The following is a 15,068-nucleotide window of genomic DNA, read 5'->3' on the forward strand; positions in this document are numbered from 1 at the left end:
GAGTCAGTGCCCGTGATGCCCTTCGGTCTTCGCCCGCTGGAACGACCGCTCGATCTCGGCCTCGGCCTCGATGCGGCCCACCCAGTTGGCACCCTCGACCGACTTGCCCGGCTCCAGGTCCTTGTAGACCTCGAAGAAGTGCTGGATCTCCAGCCGGTCGAACTCCGACACGTGGTGGATGTCCTGGATGTGATGCATCCGGGGGTCCGTGGAGGGCACGCAGAGGACCTTGTCGTCGCCGCCCTTCTCGTCGGTCATCCTGAACATGCCCACCGCCCGGCACGTGATGTAGCAGCCGGGGAACGTCGGCTCCTGCAGCAGCACGAGCGCGTCCAGCGGGTCGCCGTCCTCGCCGAGGGTGTGCTCGATGAAGCCGTAGTCGGCGGGGTATTGAGTGGAGGTGAACAGGAGCCGGTCAAGCCTGATCTTCCCGGTCTCGTGGTCCACTTCGTATTTGTTGCGTTGTCCCTTGGGAATCTCAACGACAACGTCGAACTCCACTGCGGTTCCTCCACTCAAACCCCCGGGCAGGCCCGGTTGGGCGTTAATGTCTCGTAGTCGGACACGGGAGAGAGGGCAGGCGACGTGGCGCGGCACGACCGATGGGTGATGCTGACCACCCTCGCGGTGCTCCAGGCTCTGACGATCGTCATCGGCGTTTACGCGATGACGACCGACCTCAGCCTGGGCGCGTTGACGAGCCAGCCCTCACCGACCGAACCGACTGCGTCTCCGGCGGACGGGACTTCCCCCGTCCCCGTGGTCACCGCGGGGCCTGTGCTGGCCCAGCTCTCGGCGAAGTCGGGGGACGGACCTCTCCCGACCAAGAGTACTTTGACCCAGCAGCTCACCCGCGCCCTGGGTGACAAGGCGCTGGGTGACAGGGTCGGGGCCATCGTGCTCGACGCGGCCACCGGCGCGCAGGTCTTCGCCGCCAACCAGGACATGGCCGTCACTCCGGCCTCGACCACGAAGATCGTCACGTGCTCCGCCGCCCTGGCCGCCCTGGGTCCGGACTCCCGGCTGTCCACGCGGGCCGTCCTGGGCTCGAAGCCGGGCACCGTGGTCCTGGTGGGCGGAGGCGATCCGTTCCTGGCGGGTCCGGCGGCCAAGGAGGATTACCCGGAGCAGGCCTCGATCGTCACCCTGGCCAACCGGACTGCGGCCAGCCTTAAGGCACGGGGATTGCAAAAAATCACCCTTTATTACGATGTCTCGCTCTTCGTCGGCTCGCCGATCCCGCGCGGCTGGAAGCCGAACTACATCCCGGACGGCGAAGTGTCACCCGTCTACGCCCTGGCGATGGACGAGGGCCGCCGCGACTACCGCCTCAGACCTCGGGTCTCCAACCCGCCGCGGCACGCGGCCGACGCCTTCGCCAAGCTGCTCGCCAAGAAGGGCATAGCGGTCGGGAAGTCGATCCGCCCCGGCAAGGCCCCGGCCGGCGCGGCCGAACTGGGCAAGGTGGACTCGGCCCCGCTCTACGCCATGGTCGAGCACACCCTGACCCGCAGCGACAACGACCTGGCCGAGGCCCTGCTCAGGCACGTGGCCATCAAGGAGGGCCAGCCGGCGTCCTTCGAGGGGGGAGCCAAGGCCGTGGTGGCCGTCCTCCAGCGGCTGGGCGCGGGAGACGGCATCTCCCTCGACGACGGCAGCGGCCTGTCCACCCTCAACCGCATCACCCCACACGCCCTGGCCAAGCTGGTCGCCATGGCCGGTTCCCCGAACTACCCCGACCTGCACGCCGTCGCCACCGGCCTGCCGATCGCCGGCTTCTCCGGCACGCTGGGCAACGGCGAGCGCTTCACCTCCAAGGACAGCAAGGACCAGGTCGGCGTCGTACGCGCCAAGACCGGCACCCTCAACTTCGTGAACACGCTCGCGGGCCTGGCGCCCACCAGGGACGGCCACCTGTACACGTTCGCCTTCATGGCCGACGACGTCCCGGTCAACGCCGAGCCCGTACTCGACCGCCTGGCGGCCATAGTCGCCAGGTCCTGAGTCGGACACCGGCGTGTTCGATGGCGATCCTGTGGATCGCGGCTCGGTCACTGGGTCCGGTGTCTTCCCTCGTCGTTCGGTCGCTGCGCTCCCTCTCTCCTCAGTCCAGACACCGGCGTTCCTTCGCAGGTTGACCCCGGACCACGTACGGTGGACGGTATGCAGGTGATCGACTGGGATCTGGCCGTCACGACCGGCACGCGCCTGGTGCGCCCCGGTCCTCAAGTGAGCCGGGAGGAGGCCAGGCAGGCCGTCACCGAGCTCCGCACCCTGTCGCGTGAGGCCGAGGGCCACGTGCGCGAGTTCACCAAGATTCACACGGAAACCGCGCCACAACCCGCGACCATCGTCGACCGGCCCGGCTGGATCAGGGCCAACGTCGAGGGCTTCCGCGTGGTGCTGGAGCCGCTCACGGAGCGCATGGGCAACAGCGCCAGCCCGCCGCCCGCCATCGTCACCGCCGTGGGTTCGCGCATCACGGGCGTCGAGGTCGGGGCGGTGCTGGCCTTCCTCGCCTCCCGCGTCCTCGGCCAGTACGAGTTGTTCCTCCCGCCCGACCCCACCGGTCAGGCCGCCGCCGGCCGCCTGACCCTGGTCGCCCCCAACATCGTGCACGCCGAGCGCGAGATGGGCGTCGACGCGCACGACTTCCGCCTGTGGGTCTGCCTGCACGAGGAGACCCACCGGGTTCAGTTCACCGGCGTGACCTGGCTGCGGGAATACGTCCGCTCGCAGATGACCGAGTTCCTGCTGGCCTCCGACCTCGATCTTCCCACCCTCCTCGAACGCCTCCGCAACGCCGCCGACACGGTGGCCGACGTGGTGCGCGGCGGCGAGGGCAACCTCATCGACGCCATCCAGTCGCCGGGCCAGAAGGAGATCCTCGACCGCCTGACGGCCGTGATGACCCTGGTGGAAGGCCATGGAGACTACGTCATGGACGCGGTGGGCCCGGCGGTGGTGCCGACGGTGGCGGAGATCCGCGGCAAGTTCGCCCAGCGCCGCGAGGGCGGCTCCCGCGTGGACCGTACGGTGCGGCGCCTGCTGGGGATCGACCTCAAGATGAAGCAGTACGCCGAGGGCTCGGCCTTCGTCCGGACCGTGGTGGACCAGGTGGGGATGGACGGCTTCAACAAGATCTGGACTTCTCCGGAGACCCTGCCGACTTCCCAGGAGATCGCCGACCCGCACGCCTGGATCGCCCGCGTCGTCAACACTCCCGCCCTCCCGGCCTGACGACCCGCCCACGTCCACCCGGTGGGCGGGGGCCAGGATCGACGTGGAGGGCCGTTCCGCGGGTGTATCGACGTGCGGTGATGGTCGGTGAGCCGGGACAATGGCACCCGTGGGCCCACATCCAGCCGTAGCCGACGTCCGCCGGGCAGTGCGTGAGGCGCTGGCAGGCCTTCCCCAGGACGCGCTCGTCCTGGGGGCCTGCAGCGGCGGGGCCGACTCCCTGGCGCTGGCCGCCGCGCTGGCGTTCGTGGCGCCCAGGATGCGTCTCAGGGCGGGCCTGGTGACCGTGGACCACCAGCTCCAGGAGGGATCCGCCGAGCGGGCGCGGCAGGTCGCGGAGATCGGCCAGGAGCTGGGGCTCCAACCTGTCGAGGTGCTCACCGTCACCGTCGGCACCGCCGGCGGCCCCGAGGCGGCGGCCCGGGAGGCCAGATACGCGGCGCTCTCAGAGGCGGCGGACCGGCTCCGGGCGGAGGCCGTGCTGCTCGGCCACACCAGGGACGACCAGGCCGAAACGGTCCTGCTGGGCCTGGCCAGGGGCAGCGGCCCGCGCTCGCTCTCCGGCATGGCCGCGGAATCCGGCCGTTACCGCAGGCCGCTACTGCGCATCCCGCGGAGCACCACGGTCCTGGCCTGCCAGGCGCAGGGCCTGAAGCCCTGGCACGACCCGCACAACGAGGACCCCCGCTACGCCAGGGTCCGGGTCAGGAAAGAGGTCCTCCCGGTCCTCGAACGCGAGTTGGGCCCTGGCGTGGCCGAAGCGCTCGCCAGGACCGCCGCGATGGCCCGCGAGGACGCCGACGCATTGGATGAATGGGCGGCGGAGGCGTACAGGAATTGCGCTCTTAGCGATATCGGTGGGTCTGTGACGCTCGCCGTAGCGGAGTTGGAGAAGCTGCCCGACGCCGTTCGGCGGAGGGTGCTGCGGCGCGCGGCCATTACGGCGGGGGCCCCGTCCGGGGCGCTTTCCTCCACCCACGTGCTGGCCGTGGACCGGCTGGTCATGAGTTGGCACGGGCAGAAAGCGGTTGACCTGCCCGGGGGCCTGTCCGCCGTGCGGCGATATGGCACCCTGATACTCGCCATCAGTCCCATCGCGTAAGGAACCATCAGGTGGACGCTGCCGACATGGGCAAGGATCTGGAGAAGGTCCTCATTCCGGAAGACGAGCTCCAGTCCAAGATCAAGGAGCTGGCCGGGCGTATCGACGAGGATTACGCGGGCCAGGAAGTGCTGCTCGTGGGCGTGCTCAAGGGGGCCGTCATGGTGATGGCCGACCTGGCCAGAGCGTTGCACCTGCCCGTGCAGATGGACTGGATGGCGGTGTCGTCGTACGGCGCGGGCACCAGGTCGTCCGGCGTCGTACGGGTGCTGAAGGACCTCGACACCGACATCTTGAACCGCCATGTGCTGATCGTCGAGGACATCATCGACTCGGGCTTGACCCTGCACTGGCTGCTGGAAAACCTGAAAGCGCGCAATCCCGCCTCGTTGGAGATCTGCGCCGCGCTGCGCAAACCCGACGCGGTGAAGGTGCCGATCGATGTGAAATACGTGGGCTTCGACATTCCCAACGAGTTCGTCATCGGTTATGGGCTCGACTACGCCGAGCGATACCGCAACCTGCCCTTCATCGGCACCCTCGCCCCACACGTTTACAAGTAGCAATCCCTGGCGCCGCCGGGAACATCGCGCAACGTGACGTACGTTGATATGGCAAGGCCGGTGTAGCGGGCGGGTCCCTCCGTGCGCTCTGCCGGTGTACCTTCAGACTCCGGGAGGGTGACCACGCGTCCCCTTCGGGTAGTCAGAAGTCGCGGTGCCGGATGCCGCGGCCCCGGGCCAGCCCGGGGTTCCAGGCCATGGTCAGGAAGGGACGGGCCCGCAAGGGGTTCCGCATCGGATGGATCTCAAGCGATTTACACGTGGGCCACTGCTGTGGATCCTGGGCATCGTCGTGCTCCTTCTCCTCGTCACCCAGCTTTGGAGTGGCGGTGGCAATTACAAGGAAGCCGACACGTCCCTGGTTCTCCAGCAGATTCGCGCCGGAAACGTCAGCAACGCCAGGATCATTGACAAGGACAACCGGATCGAGGTGACGCTGGCCAACGCGATCGCGGTCAAGCCCGGCGACGCCCCGACGAAGCTGATCCAGTCCGACTGGGTCACCGGTTACGGCAGCAAGCTGACCGACGAGCTCCAGACTCAGGTCGAGGCCGGCAAGACCAAGAGCTTCACCACCGAGGTGCCGCAGGACAACATCCTCGTCAGCATCCTGGTGAGCTTCCTGCCGATCGTCTTCATCGTGCTGGTCTTCCTGTTCATCATGAACCAGATGCAGGGCGGCGGCTCCCGGGTGATGAACTTCGGCAAGTCCAAGGCCAAGCTCATCACCAAGGACACCCCCAAGACCACGTTCGCGGACGTCGCGGGGGCCGACGAGGCCATCGAGGAGCTCCAGGAGATCAAGGAGTTCCTGCAGGCCCCGGCCAAGTTCCAGGCGATCGGCGCCAAGATCCCCAAGGGCGTGCTGCTGTACGGCCCGCCCGGCACCGGCAAGACCCTGCTGGCCCGCGCGGTCGCCGGCGAGGCCGGCGTGCCGTTCTACTCGATCTCCGGTTCGGACTTCGTCGAGATGTTCGTCGGTGTCGGTGCCTCACGTGTGCGCGACCTGTTCGAGCAGGCCAAGGCCAACGCCCCGGCGATCATCTTCATCGACGAGATCGACGCCGTCGGCCGCCACCGCGGCGCCGGCCTGGGCGGCGGTCACGACGAGCGCGAGCAGACCCTCAACCAGCTGCTCGTCGAGATGGACGGCTTCGACGTCAAGGGCGGCGTGATCCTCATCGCCGCGACCAACCGGCCCGACATCCTGGACCCGGCGCTGCTGCGCCCGGGCCGCTTCGACCGGCAGGTCACCGTCGACCGCCCCGACCTCGAGGGCCGCAAGGGCATCCTCAAGGTCCACGGCCGCGGCAAGCCGTTCGCCCCCAACGTCGACCTCGACGTCATCGCGCGCCGCACCCCCGGGTTCACCGGCGCCGACCTGGCCAACGTGATCAACGAGGCCGCCCTGCTCACCGCGCGGGCCGACCAGAAGCTGATCACGATGGACACCCTTGAGGAAGCGATCGACCGTGTCATGGCAGGGCCCGAGCGCAAGACGCGGGTCATGTCCGACAAGGAAAAGAAGATGATCGCCTACCACGAGGGTGGTCACGCGCTGGTGGCGCACGCCCTGCCCAACTCCGACCCGGTGCACAAGATCACGATCCTGTCCCGCGGCCGCGCGCTCGGCTACACGATGACGCTGCCGATGGAGGACAAGTTCCTGGCCACCAGGTCGGAGATGATGGACCAGCTCGCGATGCTGCTCGGCGGCCGCGCGGCGGAGGAGCTCGTCTTCCACGAGCCCACCACCGGCGCCTCCAACGACATCGAGAAGGCCACCGCCGTCGCCCGCCGCATGGTGACCGAATACGGCATGAGCGAGCAGCTCGGCGCCCGAAAGTTCGGCACCGGTCAGGCCGAGGTCTTCCTGGGCCGCGAGATGGGCCACGAGCGCGACTACTCCGAGAAGATCGCCTCCACGATCGACGAGGAGGTCCGCCGGATGATCGAGACGGCGCACGACCAGGCGTGGGACATCCTGGTCGAATACCGCGACGTGCTCGACAACCTGGTGCTGGAGCTCATGGAGAAGGAGACCCTCTCCCGCGAGCAGGTGCTCCAGATCTTCGCCGCCGTGGTCGTCAAGGAGCACCGTCCGTCCTACGCGGGCTACGGCAAGCGCCTCCCCTCCGACCGTCCTCCGATCCTGACCCCCAAGGAGCAGTCCGCCAACGGCTCGCTGACCACGGGCCACCAGGACGCCCTCCCGTCCGGAGACAGTGCGTGACCCAGCACGACATAGATCTGGGCCGCATCGAGAAGGCCGTACGCGAGATCCTCTACGCCATCGGCGAGGATCCCGATCGCGACGGCCTTCTCGACACACCCGCCCGGGTCGCCCGGGCCATGGCCGAGCAGTATTCAGGGCTTGGCCAGGCGCCCGAGGACGTGCTCACCAAGGTCTTCGACGTCGATCACGACGAGATGGTGCTCGTCAGGGACATCGAGGTTTATTCGACGTGTGAGCACCATCTGGTGCCGTTCCACGGCGTCGCCCACGTGGGCTACATCCCCAACGACCGCGGTCAGGTCACCGGCCTGTCCAAGCTGGCCCGCCTGGTCGACGTGTTCGCCCGCCGGCCCCAGGTGCAGGAGCGCATGACGTCCCAGATCGCCGACGCCCTCATGCGCGTGCTGGATCCGCGCGGAGTGATCGTGGTGGTGGAGGCCGAGCACCTGTGCATGACCATGCGTGGCGTACGCAAACCGGGTGCCAAAACGGTCACCTCGGCAGTCCGTGGCGACTTCCGGACCAGCGACAAGACCCGCTCCGAGGCGATGGCGCTCATCCTCGGCCGCTGACAACCGAACGGGGTACCCACGATGTCAACGGGTGTGGGGGAGCGCCTAGGCTTGGCCCATGACTAGCGTGCCCATCAACGTGCCGGGAGGCACGCAGCGGTGCCTCGTCATGGGTGTGGTCAATGTGACGCCTGACTCCTTCTCGGACGGCGGCCTGTGGTTCGACGAGACGACCGCCGTCCAGCACGGCCTCAAGCTGGTCCAGGAGGGCGCCGACCTGGTCGACGTGGGCGGCGAGTCCACCCGTCCCGGCGCGGCCAGGGTGCCGCTGGAGGAGGAGCTGGCCCGGGTCGTCCCGGTGATCAGAGCGCTGGACGCGGAAGGAGTGACGGTCAGCGTCGACACGATGCGGGCCGAGGTCGCCGAGGCGGCTGTCGAGGCGGGCGCCAAGCTCGTCAACGACGTCAGCGGCGGCCTGGCCGACCCCGACATGCCCCGTGTGGTCGCCGCGACCGGCGTGCCCTACGTGGTGATGCACTGGCGCGGACACAGCCATGACATGTACAGCCGCGCGGTCTACGCCGACGTGGTCACCGAGGTGCGCGAGGAGCTGAGCAAGAGGGTCGATCTGGTCTTGGCCGAGGGCGTGACGGAGGAGCAGATCGTGCTCGACCCCGGCCTCGGCTTCGCGAAGAACGCCGAGCACAACTGGACCCTGCTGGCCGGCATCCCGAAGCTGGCCGAGCTGGGTTTCCCCCTGCTGATCGGAGCGTCGCGCAAGCGGTTTCTCGGGCGGCTGCTGGCCGATCCCGACGGCACACCCCGGCCGTTCAGCCGCAGCGACGATGCCACGCTGGCCGTGACCGCACTGGCCGCGGAGGCGGGCGCCTGGTGTGTTCGCGTGCACGAGGTAGGTCCCAATGCCGATGCCGTGCGCGTGGCGGCCGCATGGAAGAGAGCCGGAGCCAACACATGAGCGTCGACACAGCCGCGATCGAGACGGTGAACCAGGAGTTCTACACCGCGATCGAGACCGCCAACCTCGACAAGATGACCGAGATCTGGGCCGAGGACACCGCCGACGATCAGGTGAGCTGCGTGCACCCGGGCTGGACCCTGCTGACCGGCCGGTCAGAGGTGCTGCGGTCGTGGGCCCTGATCATGGCGAACACCACCTACATCCAGTTCGTGCTGACCGACGTCAGCACCACTGTGCTGGGTGACGTGGCCGTGCTCACCTGCGTGGAGAACATCCTGACCGCCGGTGAGGAGGGCGAGGCCAGCTTCGCCGCCGGCAAGGTGGTGGCCAGCAACGTCTACATCCGCACCTCGCAGGGCTGGCGGCTGTGGATGCACCACGGCTCGCCAGTGCTCCAGAGCGACGATGACGACGACGAGGAGGACGGCGAGCTTGAGCGCTGATCGCATCGCTCTCAGGGGCCTGCGGGCCCGGGGGAGGCACGGTGTGCTGCCTGCCGAGCGGGAGCTCGGGCAGGAGTTCGTGGTCGACGCGACGCTGTTCCTCGACACCGCGCCGGCGGCGGCCGGCGACGATCTCGCGAAGACCGTCGACTACGGTGAGCTGGCCGAGGCACTGGTGGCGGTCGTGGCGGGTGAGCCGGTCGAGCTGATCGAGACGCTCGCGCAACGCCTGGCCGACGTCTGCCTGGCCGGTGAGCTGGTGCACAAGGTCGAGGTGAGCGTGCACAAGCCGGCGGCGCCGATCCCGCTGCCCTTCGACGACGTGATCGTCACGATCGAGCGGAGTCGCGCATGAGGGCTGGTGTGAGCGCCTGCCGGGCGGCGGCACAAAGCGTGACGGATCGCGTGAAGTCGCGTATGAAGAACAACATGATCGTGACCATCGAGCGGAGCCGCGCATGAAGGTCGTCCTCGCGCTCGGCAGCAACCTCGGTCCCCGGTTCCAGACCCTGCAGGATGCGCTGGACTCCCTGTTCGACGCCCCAGGGCTGGATTTCGTCCGGGTGTCCCCGGTCTACGAGACCGATCCCGTCGGAGGCCCCGAGGGGCAGCAGCCCTTCCTCAACGCGGTCGTCGTCGCCGAGACCACCCTGGCGCCTCGTACGCTCCTGGAGCGGGCGCAGAGCGTCGAGAACGCCTTCGGGCGGGTCCGCGTGGAGCGCTGGGGGCCGCGCACGCTCGACATCGACCTGATCGTGGTGGGCGACACGGTCTGCGACGACCCCGACCTGACGCTGCCGCATCCCCGCGCGCACGAGCGCGCGTTCGTGCTCGTGCCGTGGTCGAAGGCCGATCCCGAGGGCGAGGTGCCCGGCCGCGGCCGGGTGGCCGACCTGCTGGCGGGCCTCGACGTCCAGGGCGTACGCCTGCGCGCGGACCTGAAGCTGCAGGGGCCCGATTGAGGCCGACGCATCCGGGCCATCTGGTCGGCATCATCATCGTCGTCGCCCTGATCGCGTGGGCGGCGATCAGGCCGTTCTACTCCGAGCTGCCGATCATGCCGTGGACCGCGATTCCCACGATCCTGCTGCTGGCCCTGGGCGAGGGCTACAGCGCCTGGGCGACCCGGGCCAGGATCGCCAGGAAGCCGGGCACCAAGCCGGTGGAGCCGCTGGCGGTGGCCCGGCTGGCGGCGCTGGCGAAGGCGTCGGCGTACGCGGGGGCGTTCTTCGGCGGGGTGTTCGCCGGGTTCGGGCTCATCACGGTGCAGTTGTTCGACCGGCAGACGCCGCGCGGCGAGTTCTTCATCGCCGTGGGCTCCTTCGTGTCGTGCGTCGTGCTCATCTGCGCCGCCCTCTACCTGGAGCACTCCTGCCGCATCCCGAAGGGCCCGGAGGAGCCGAACGGTCACAAGCCCAAGTAACGCATGACGGCGTGATCGTCGGCCGATCTCTCGGCATCGGCCCGGGCCTGCCTGAGCCGGACCTCCCGGTCGGGAAGGCGCAGTGCACGACGGATCACGTCGCTTGTCCGCTCGCCCTCCTGCACGGCGGCCTGAATGATGCGCTCGTCTTCGGGGTTATCTGGGTGTTGAACGTTTGTCGCGGGTGTGTTCAACAGGGGTGCGGCGGCGGCTGAAGAGGTAGATGACCGGGGTGGTGCAGATCAGCGGGCCGATGATGGCGAGGGGCCGTTCCAGCCACCACTTCAGGTCCGGCGGGATCTGGTCGCCCAAGGTGCCGAACAGCCACCACGACAGCCCCAGCGAGATGGCCATCCCCGTCGTGTGGAACAGGAACAGCGACAGCGCGTACCGGTTGATGAAGTCGTTGACCCGGCGCCAGCCCGGCCGTTCCAGGACCCGTTCCATGGCCGGCCGCAGCACCTCCACCAGGCCGATCTGGAACAGCAGCAGGGCCACGATCACGAACGTCGGCGGCGCCATGTTCGACCACTTGTCGCCGGGCACGCCCACCATCGAGCCGGGGTAGATGCCCGAGTAGACCAGGCCGAACAGGGCGAACAGCCCCGTCCACAGCAGGGCGATGTCATAACGCCTGGGCAGCAGGACGACCCGGTCGTAGAAGAGCCCCGCCTGGTGGGCCAGGCCCCAGATGAGGATCATGTTGAGCCAGCCGGCCCAGTCGATCCCGTAGCGGAAGCGGATCACGTCCACCACCAGGGACGCGCCGCCGAGCCAGATCAGCGTCAGCACGTCGTAGCGCTGGTGCAGCCAGAGCGCCACCGGCAGCATGGCGATCAGCACCAGATAGACGCCGAGAAACCACAGCGGGCTGAGCACCAGCAGCACCACCCGCCACATCCAGTCCACCCCGAACGTGAGCGTGACCACCGCCCCGATGGCGATCCAGACCCCGCACAGGAAGAGGGCCGGTAACGCCAGCGCCCGGATGCGCCGCAGGACGAACGAGCCGATGCCGACGCCCCGCGCCTTGGCCCGGTTCCAGGACAGCAGGTGCACGTGCCCGCCGACGTAGAAGAACAGCGGCAGCACCTGCAGCAGCCAGGTGAGGATCCACAGCCCGGAGGTGAAGCCCAGCGGGCTGGTGGGTTCGGGGCCGTGCGGCTTCCACTGCAGGATGGTGAAGGCCCAGTGCCACAGGACCACCACGATCAGGCTCAGCGCGCGCAGCCAGTCGACGTACTTGTCACGCTCGATCGGAGGGTCGGTGCTCACTTGTCGATGTCACCCACGACGAAGAACATGGAGCCGAGAATGGCCACCATGTCGGCGACCAGGTGCCCGGGCAGCATCTCGCGTAGCACCTGGACGTTGTTGTAGGAGGCGGAGCGCAGCTTGAGCCGCCACGGCGTCTTGTCGCCCTTGGAGACGAGGTAGTAGCCGTTGATGCCGAGCGGGTTCTCCGTCCACGCGTACGTGTGCCCCTCCGGCACCTTGAGCACCTTGGGCAACCGCTGGTTGATCGGCCCGGGCGGAAGGGAACGCAGCCGGTCGACGCAGGCGTCGGCCAGGTCGAGCGAGACCTTGAGCTGGTCGAGCAGCACCTCGAACCGGGAGTGGCAGTCGCCCGCGTCGCGGGTGACGACCTTCACCGGCAGCTCGGGGTAGGCCAGATACGGGTCGTCGCGGCGCAGGTCGAGATCGACGCCCGAGGCGCGGGCGATGGGGCCGCTGACGCCGTACTGCATGATCTGCTCGCGGGAGAGGACGCCGACCCCCTTGGTACGCGCGACGAAGATCTCGTTGTGCAGGATGAGATTCTCGATGTCGGGCACCCGGCGCCGGGTCTCGGTGATCGTCTCGGACACCCGGTCGAGCCAGCCCAGCGGCAGATCCTCCTTGAGCCCGCCGACCCGGTTGAACATGTAGTGCATGCGCCCGCCGGAGATCTCCTCCATGACGGCCTGGATGCGCTCCCGCTCGTTGAACGAGTAGAACAGCGGCGTCATCGCGCCCAGTTCCAGCGGGTAGGAGCCGAGGAACATCAGGTGGTTGAGCGCCCGGTTGAGCTCGGCCAGCAGCGTACGCGCCCACACGGCCCTGACCGGCGGCTCCATGCCGAGCAGGCGTTCGGCGGCCAGCACCACGCCCAGCTCGTTGGCGAAGCCCGACAGCCAGTCGTGCCGGTTGGCCAGCATGATGATCTGCCGGTAGTCGCGGACCTCGAACAGCTTTTCAGCGCCCCGGTGCATGTAGCCGACGATCGGCTCGGCGGTGGCGATGCGCTCGCCGTCGAGCGTCAGCCGGAGCCTGAGCACGCCGTGCGTGGAGGGGTGCTGGGGGCCGATGTTGAGGATCATGTCCTCGGTGGCCAGCTCTTTCGCGCCCGCGCCGATCCCGACCACACGTTCCGTCATACGGCAATGCTGCCACCGTCCCGGTTGATGATCCAGCGTGGGGGAGGGTCAAGAGATAGTACGGCAACGCATCCTGAAGCTGGACATGGGGAGGAATATCGGTAACGGGGGGAGAAAACGCCATGAAGAGAGTTCTTTTCGATGCCGTCGCATTGATCGCGAGAGTGGGGACCGGCGTGATCTTCGTGGCCCACGGCTGGCAGAAGTGGCGGGGCGGCTTCGGCGCCACGGCCATGCAGTTCAGGGAGATGGGTGTCCCGGCGCCCGAACTCGCAGCCGGGTACACCACCGTCATCGAGACCATCGGCGGCCTCCTGCTGATCCTCGGCCTGCTGGTACGCCCGGTGGCGTTGCTGCTGCTCATCGGCATGCTCGCCGCGATCACCTTCGTGCACCAGGCCGACCGGGTGCTGACCGCCGAGAACGGGTGGGAGCTCCCGGGCGCGCTCGGCGCGCTCAGCCTGCTGTTCCTGGCCCTGGGCGGGGGCCGGCTGGGGCTCGACGGGCTGTTCAACGCGATCTTCCGCCGGCGGGCGGAGCGGCGCGTCGCCGAGGAGGAACTCGCCGCCCACGCTCCGGTCCGCCAGGTCGAACCCACCCAGACCGGCGGTCCGACGACGCCCGCCGCCACGGAGCCCGCGGAGCCGCCCCGCGTGCCCAGGCAGCCGGCCACGCCGGGCTCCCGCAGGCTCAACGACCAGGACATGCGCGACATCGACGCCCTGATCGCCGACGAGCCGCCGGAGCACCGCAAGCCGCCGAACCGCTGACGCCCGGCCGGCTCCGGCGCCTCGACCGGGCCGAACCGTTGACGCCCGGCGCCTCGATCGCGCCGAACCGTCAGCGCGCGGCCAGGTCCCGCAGGGCCTCGATCAACCGGTCCACGTGCTCCTGCGTGGTACCGAGGCCGATCGAGGCGCGTATCGCCGAGGCCGTGCCGTCCTCACAGCCCCCGGTGGTGGTGTCCAGCAGGTGCCGGACGAACGGATGCGCGCAGAACTTCCCGTCACGCACGCCGATGCCGTACTCGCTGGAGAGGATCTCGGCCACCTCGCGGGCGGAGCGGCCGGCCAAGGTGAACGACACGATGCCCACGCGCGGGTGGTCCTCCCCCCACAGCGACAGCTCGCGTACCCCCTCGATGCCGGCCAGCCCGGCCCGCAGCCGCTCGATCAGCCGCTCCTCCTCGCGCACCAGCGCGGTCCAGCCGGTGGCGCTGAGCGCGTCGCAGGCGGCGGCCAGCGCGATGGCGCCCAGCACGTTCGGGGTGCCCGCCTCGTGCCGCGGCTCCGGATCGTCGTGCCAGTCCACCTCGCCCCCGGCGGCGTCCCCCACCGAGCGCACCGCGCCGCCGCCCTTCAGGTACGGCTCCCCGTCGGCCAGCCAGTCGCGCCGGCCGATCAGCGCCCCGGTGCCGAAGGGCGCGTACAGCTTGTGCCCGGAGAAGACCACGTAGTCCAGGTCGAGCGCCGTCAGGTTGAGCCGCCGATGCGGTACGAGCTGCGCCGCGTCCACCAGGATCCGGGCCCCGTGCCGGTGTGCGATGTGGGCCAGGGCGGCGATGGGCCACAGCTCGCCGGTGACGTTGGAGGCGGCGGTCACCACGAGCAGCTTGGGCCCGTCGATCCCGGCCAGCGCCTCGTCGGCGGCGCGTACGGCCGAGCCGGGCAGGACGGGCGGCGCCAGCCGTACGGACCGCTGCCAGGGCAGCAACGAGGCGTGATGCTCGGTGTCGAACACCACGGCGGTCGTGCCCGCGGGCAGGCAGCGGGCCAGTAGGTTCGTGGCGTCGGTGGTGTTGCGGGTGAAGATCACGGCGTCCTCCGGCCGGGCGCCGACGAACGCCCTGACCGTGTGGCGCGCCTGCTCGTACCTGGCGGTGGTGAGCTGGGAGGCGTAGCCCGCACCGCGGTGCACGCTGGAGTAGGCCGGGAGCGCGGCGGCGACGGCGGCGTTCACCGGCTCCAGACAGGGGGCGCTGGCGGCGTAGTCCAGGTTGGCGTAGCCGACCAGCCTCCCGCCCTTGACCGGCACCTCCAGGTCGGCGCCCAGCACCGCGGGGAGCGGGCGGTCGGCGGAGGTGGGGGCCTGCGTCAGGGTCTCGGCCGGGGCGGAATCGAAGATCGTCAGCGTGGGCACGGCATATCTCCTCG

16 protein-coding genes are annotated in these 15,068 nt (G+C 69.2%); 12 read left to right on the plus strand and 4 right to left on the minus strand.

The window, feature by feature from the left end; all coding sequences use genetic code 11:
* Positions 1-3: 3 nt before the first annotated feature.
* Entirely contained in the window at positions 4-501 is a 498-nt protein-coding gene (locus ABGB18_RS35955; protein WP_347700124.1) for an inorganic diphosphatase, read from the minus strand.
* 108 nt (positions 502-609) lie between these two features.
* Here ABGB18_RS35955 and dacB point away from each other — a divergent pair, with 108 nt between their 5' ends.
* The 11 genes from dacB to ABGB18_RS36010 all read left to right on the plus strand — a co-directional run bounded on the left by dacB (position 610) and on the right by ABGB18_RS36010 (position 10,498).
* Entirely contained in the window at positions 610-2,004 is a 1,395-nt protein-coding gene (gene dacB, locus ABGB18_RS35960; protein WP_347700125.1) for a D-alanyl-D-alanine carboxypeptidase/D-alanyl-D-alanine-endopeptidase, read from the plus strand.
* A gap of 159 nt (positions 2,005-2,163) precedes the next feature.
* The gene (locus ABGB18_RS35965) at positions 2,164-3,240 is read left to right on the plus strand and encodes a zinc-dependent metalloprotease (protein WP_347700126.1); all 1,077 of its coding nucleotides are present in this window, start codon (positions 2,164-2,166) and stop codon (positions 3,238-3,240) included.
* A 100-nt stretch (positions 3,241-3,340) separates the two neighbouring features.
* Positions 3,341-4,342, plus strand: a complete 1,002-nt coding sequence (tilS, locus tag ABGB18_RS35970; protein WP_347700127.1) for a tRNA lysidine(34) synthetase TilS — start codon at positions 3,341-3,343, stop codon at positions 4,340-4,342.
* 11 nt (positions 4,343-4,353) lie between these two features.
* A complete protein-coding gene (hpt, locus tag ABGB18_RS35975; RefSeq protein ID WP_347700128.1) occupies positions 4,354-4,905 on the plus strand; it encodes a hypoxanthine phosphoribosyltransferase in 552 nt (183 codons plus the stop codon).
* Between the two features lie 238 nt (positions 4,906-5,143).
* Positions 5,144-7,138, plus strand: a complete 1,995-nt coding sequence (gene ftsH / locus ABGB18_RS35980; protein ID WP_347700129.1) for an ATP-dependent zinc metalloprotease FtsH — start codon at positions 5,144-5,146, stop codon at positions 7,136-7,138.
* Entirely contained in the window at positions 7,135-7,713 is a 579-nt protein-coding gene (gene folE, locus ABGB18_RS35985; RefSeq protein WP_347700130.1) for a GTP cyclohydrolase I FolE, read from the plus strand. The genes ftsH and folE overlap by 4 nt, the downstream gene beginning before the upstream one ends.
* 109 nt (positions 7,714-7,822) lie before the next feature.
* The gene (gene folP / locus ABGB18_RS35990; protein ID WP_347700204.1) at positions 7,823-8,629 is read left to right on the plus strand and encodes a dihydropteroate synthase; all 807 of its coding nucleotides are present in this window, start codon (positions 7,823-7,825) and stop codon (positions 8,627-8,629) included.
* Positions 8,626-9,075 carry a nuclear transport factor 2 family protein gene (locus ABGB18_RS35995; protein ID WP_347700131.1) on the plus strand — a complete coding sequence of 150 codons (450 nt, stop codon included), beginning with the start codon at positions 8,626-8,628 and terminating at the stop codon, positions 9,073-9,075. The genes folP and ABGB18_RS35995 overlap by 4 nt, the downstream gene beginning before the upstream one ends.
* Positions 9,038-9,430 carry a dihydroneopterin aldolase gene (folB, locus tag ABGB18_RS36000; RefSeq protein WP_347700132.1) on the plus strand — a complete coding sequence of 131 codons (393 nt, stop codon included), beginning with the start codon at positions 9,038-9,040 and terminating at the stop codon, positions 9,428-9,430. The genes ABGB18_RS35995 and folB overlap by 38 nt, the downstream gene beginning before the upstream one ends.
* Before the next feature lie 103 nt (positions 9,431-9,533).
* On the plus strand, positions 9,534-10,037 hold the full coding sequence (folK, locus tag ABGB18_RS36005) for a 2-amino-4-hydroxy-6-hydroxymethyldihydropteridine diphosphokinase (protein WP_347700133.1): 504 nt from the start codon (positions 9,534-9,536) through the stop codon (positions 10,035-10,037).
* A complete protein-coding gene (locus ABGB18_RS36010) occupies positions 10,034-10,498 on the plus strand; it encodes a DUF3180 domain-containing protein (protein WP_347700134.1) in 465 nt (154 codons plus the stop codon). The genes folK and ABGB18_RS36010 overlap by 4 nt, the downstream gene beginning before the upstream one ends.
* Positions 10,499-10,654: 156 nt before the next feature.
* On the opposite strand, the gene ABGB18_RS36015 is transcribed toward ABGB18_RS36010, so the two are convergent.
* Both ABGB18_RS36015 and ABGB18_RS36020 read right to left on the minus strand, forming a co-directional pair.
* Complete coding sequence (locus ABGB18_RS36015; RefSeq protein ID WP_347700135.1) at positions 10,655-11,773, minus strand: acyltransferase; 1,119 nt, start codon at positions 11,771-11,773, stop codon at positions 10,655-10,657.
* Positions 11,770-12,915: an NADH-quinone oxidoreductase subunit D gene (locus ABGB18_RS36020; protein WP_347700136.1), complete on the minus strand. Its 1,146-nt coding sequence runs from the start codon at positions 12,913-12,915 to the stop codon at positions 11,770-11,772. Before ABGB18_RS36020 ends, ABGB18_RS36015 begins: the two co-directional genes overlap by 4 nt.
* Before the next feature lie 122 nt (positions 12,916-13,037).
* Between ABGB18_RS36020 and ABGB18_RS36025 the strand changes: the two genes are divergently transcribed.
* On the plus strand, positions 13,038-13,685 hold the full coding sequence (locus ABGB18_RS36025) for a DoxX family protein (protein WP_347700137.1): 648 nt from the start codon (positions 13,038-13,040) through the stop codon (positions 13,683-13,685).
* 70 nt (positions 13,686-13,755) lie between these two features.
* On the opposite strand, the gene ABGB18_RS36030 is transcribed toward ABGB18_RS36025, so the two are convergent.
* A complete protein-coding gene (locus tag ABGB18_RS36030) occupies positions 13,756-15,012 on the minus strand; it encodes an aminotransferase class V-fold PLP-dependent enzyme (RefSeq protein WP_347700205.1) in 1,257 nt (418 codons plus the stop codon).
* Between the last annotated feature and the right edge of the window lie 56 nt (positions 15,013-15,068).

It is taken from the genome of Nonomuraea sp. B12E4 (assembly GCF_039871825.1).
In the GTDB taxonomy this organism is placed as follows: Bacteria; Actinomycetota; Actinomycetes; order Streptosporangiales; family Streptosporangiaceae; genus Nonomuraea.

What these genes read in the sequence shown, in the direction of transcription:
- ABGB18_RS36025 (WP_347700137.1), top strand. Translation starts at nt 13,038, where the DNA reads ATGAAGAGAGTTCTTTTCGATGCCGTCGCATTGATCGCGAGAGTGGGG.
- ABGB18_RS35995 (WP_347700131.1), top strand. Translation starts at nt 8,626, where the DNA reads ATGAGCGTCGACACAGCCGCGATCGAGACGGTGAACCAGGAGTTCTAC.
- tilS (WP_347700127.1), top strand. Translation starts at nt 3,341, where the DNA reads ATGGCACCCGTGGGCCCACATCCAGCCGTAGCCGACGTCCGCCGGGCA.
- ftsH (WP_347700129.1), top strand. Translation starts at nt 5,144, where the DNA reads ATGGATCTCAAGCGATTTACACGTGGGCCACTGCTGTGGATCCTGGGC.
- ABGB18_RS35965 (WP_347700126.1), top strand. Translation starts at nt 2,164, where the DNA reads ATGCAGGTGATCGACTGGGATCTGGCCGTCACGACCGGCACGCGCCTG.
- ABGB18_RS36020 (WP_347700136.1), bottom strand. Translation starts at nt 12,915, where the DNA reads ATGACGGAACGTGTGGTCGGGATCGGCGCGGGCGCGAAAGAGCTGGCC.
- folK (WP_347700133.1), top strand. Translation starts at nt 9,534, where the DNA reads ATGAAGGTCGTCCTCGCGCTCGGCAGCAACCTCGGTCCCCGGTTCCAG.
- folB (WP_347700132.1), top strand. Translation starts at nt 9,038, where the DNA reads ATGACGACGACGAGGAGGACGGCGAGCTTGAGCGCTGATCGCATCGCT.
- dacB (WP_347700125.1), top strand. Translation starts at nt 610, where the DNA reads ATGCTGACCACCCTCGCGGTGCTCCAGGCTCTGACGATCGTCATCGGC.
- folP (WP_347700204.1), top strand. Translation starts at nt 7,823, where the DNA reads ATGGGTGTGGTCAATGTGACGCCTGACTCCTTCTCGGACGGCGGCCTG.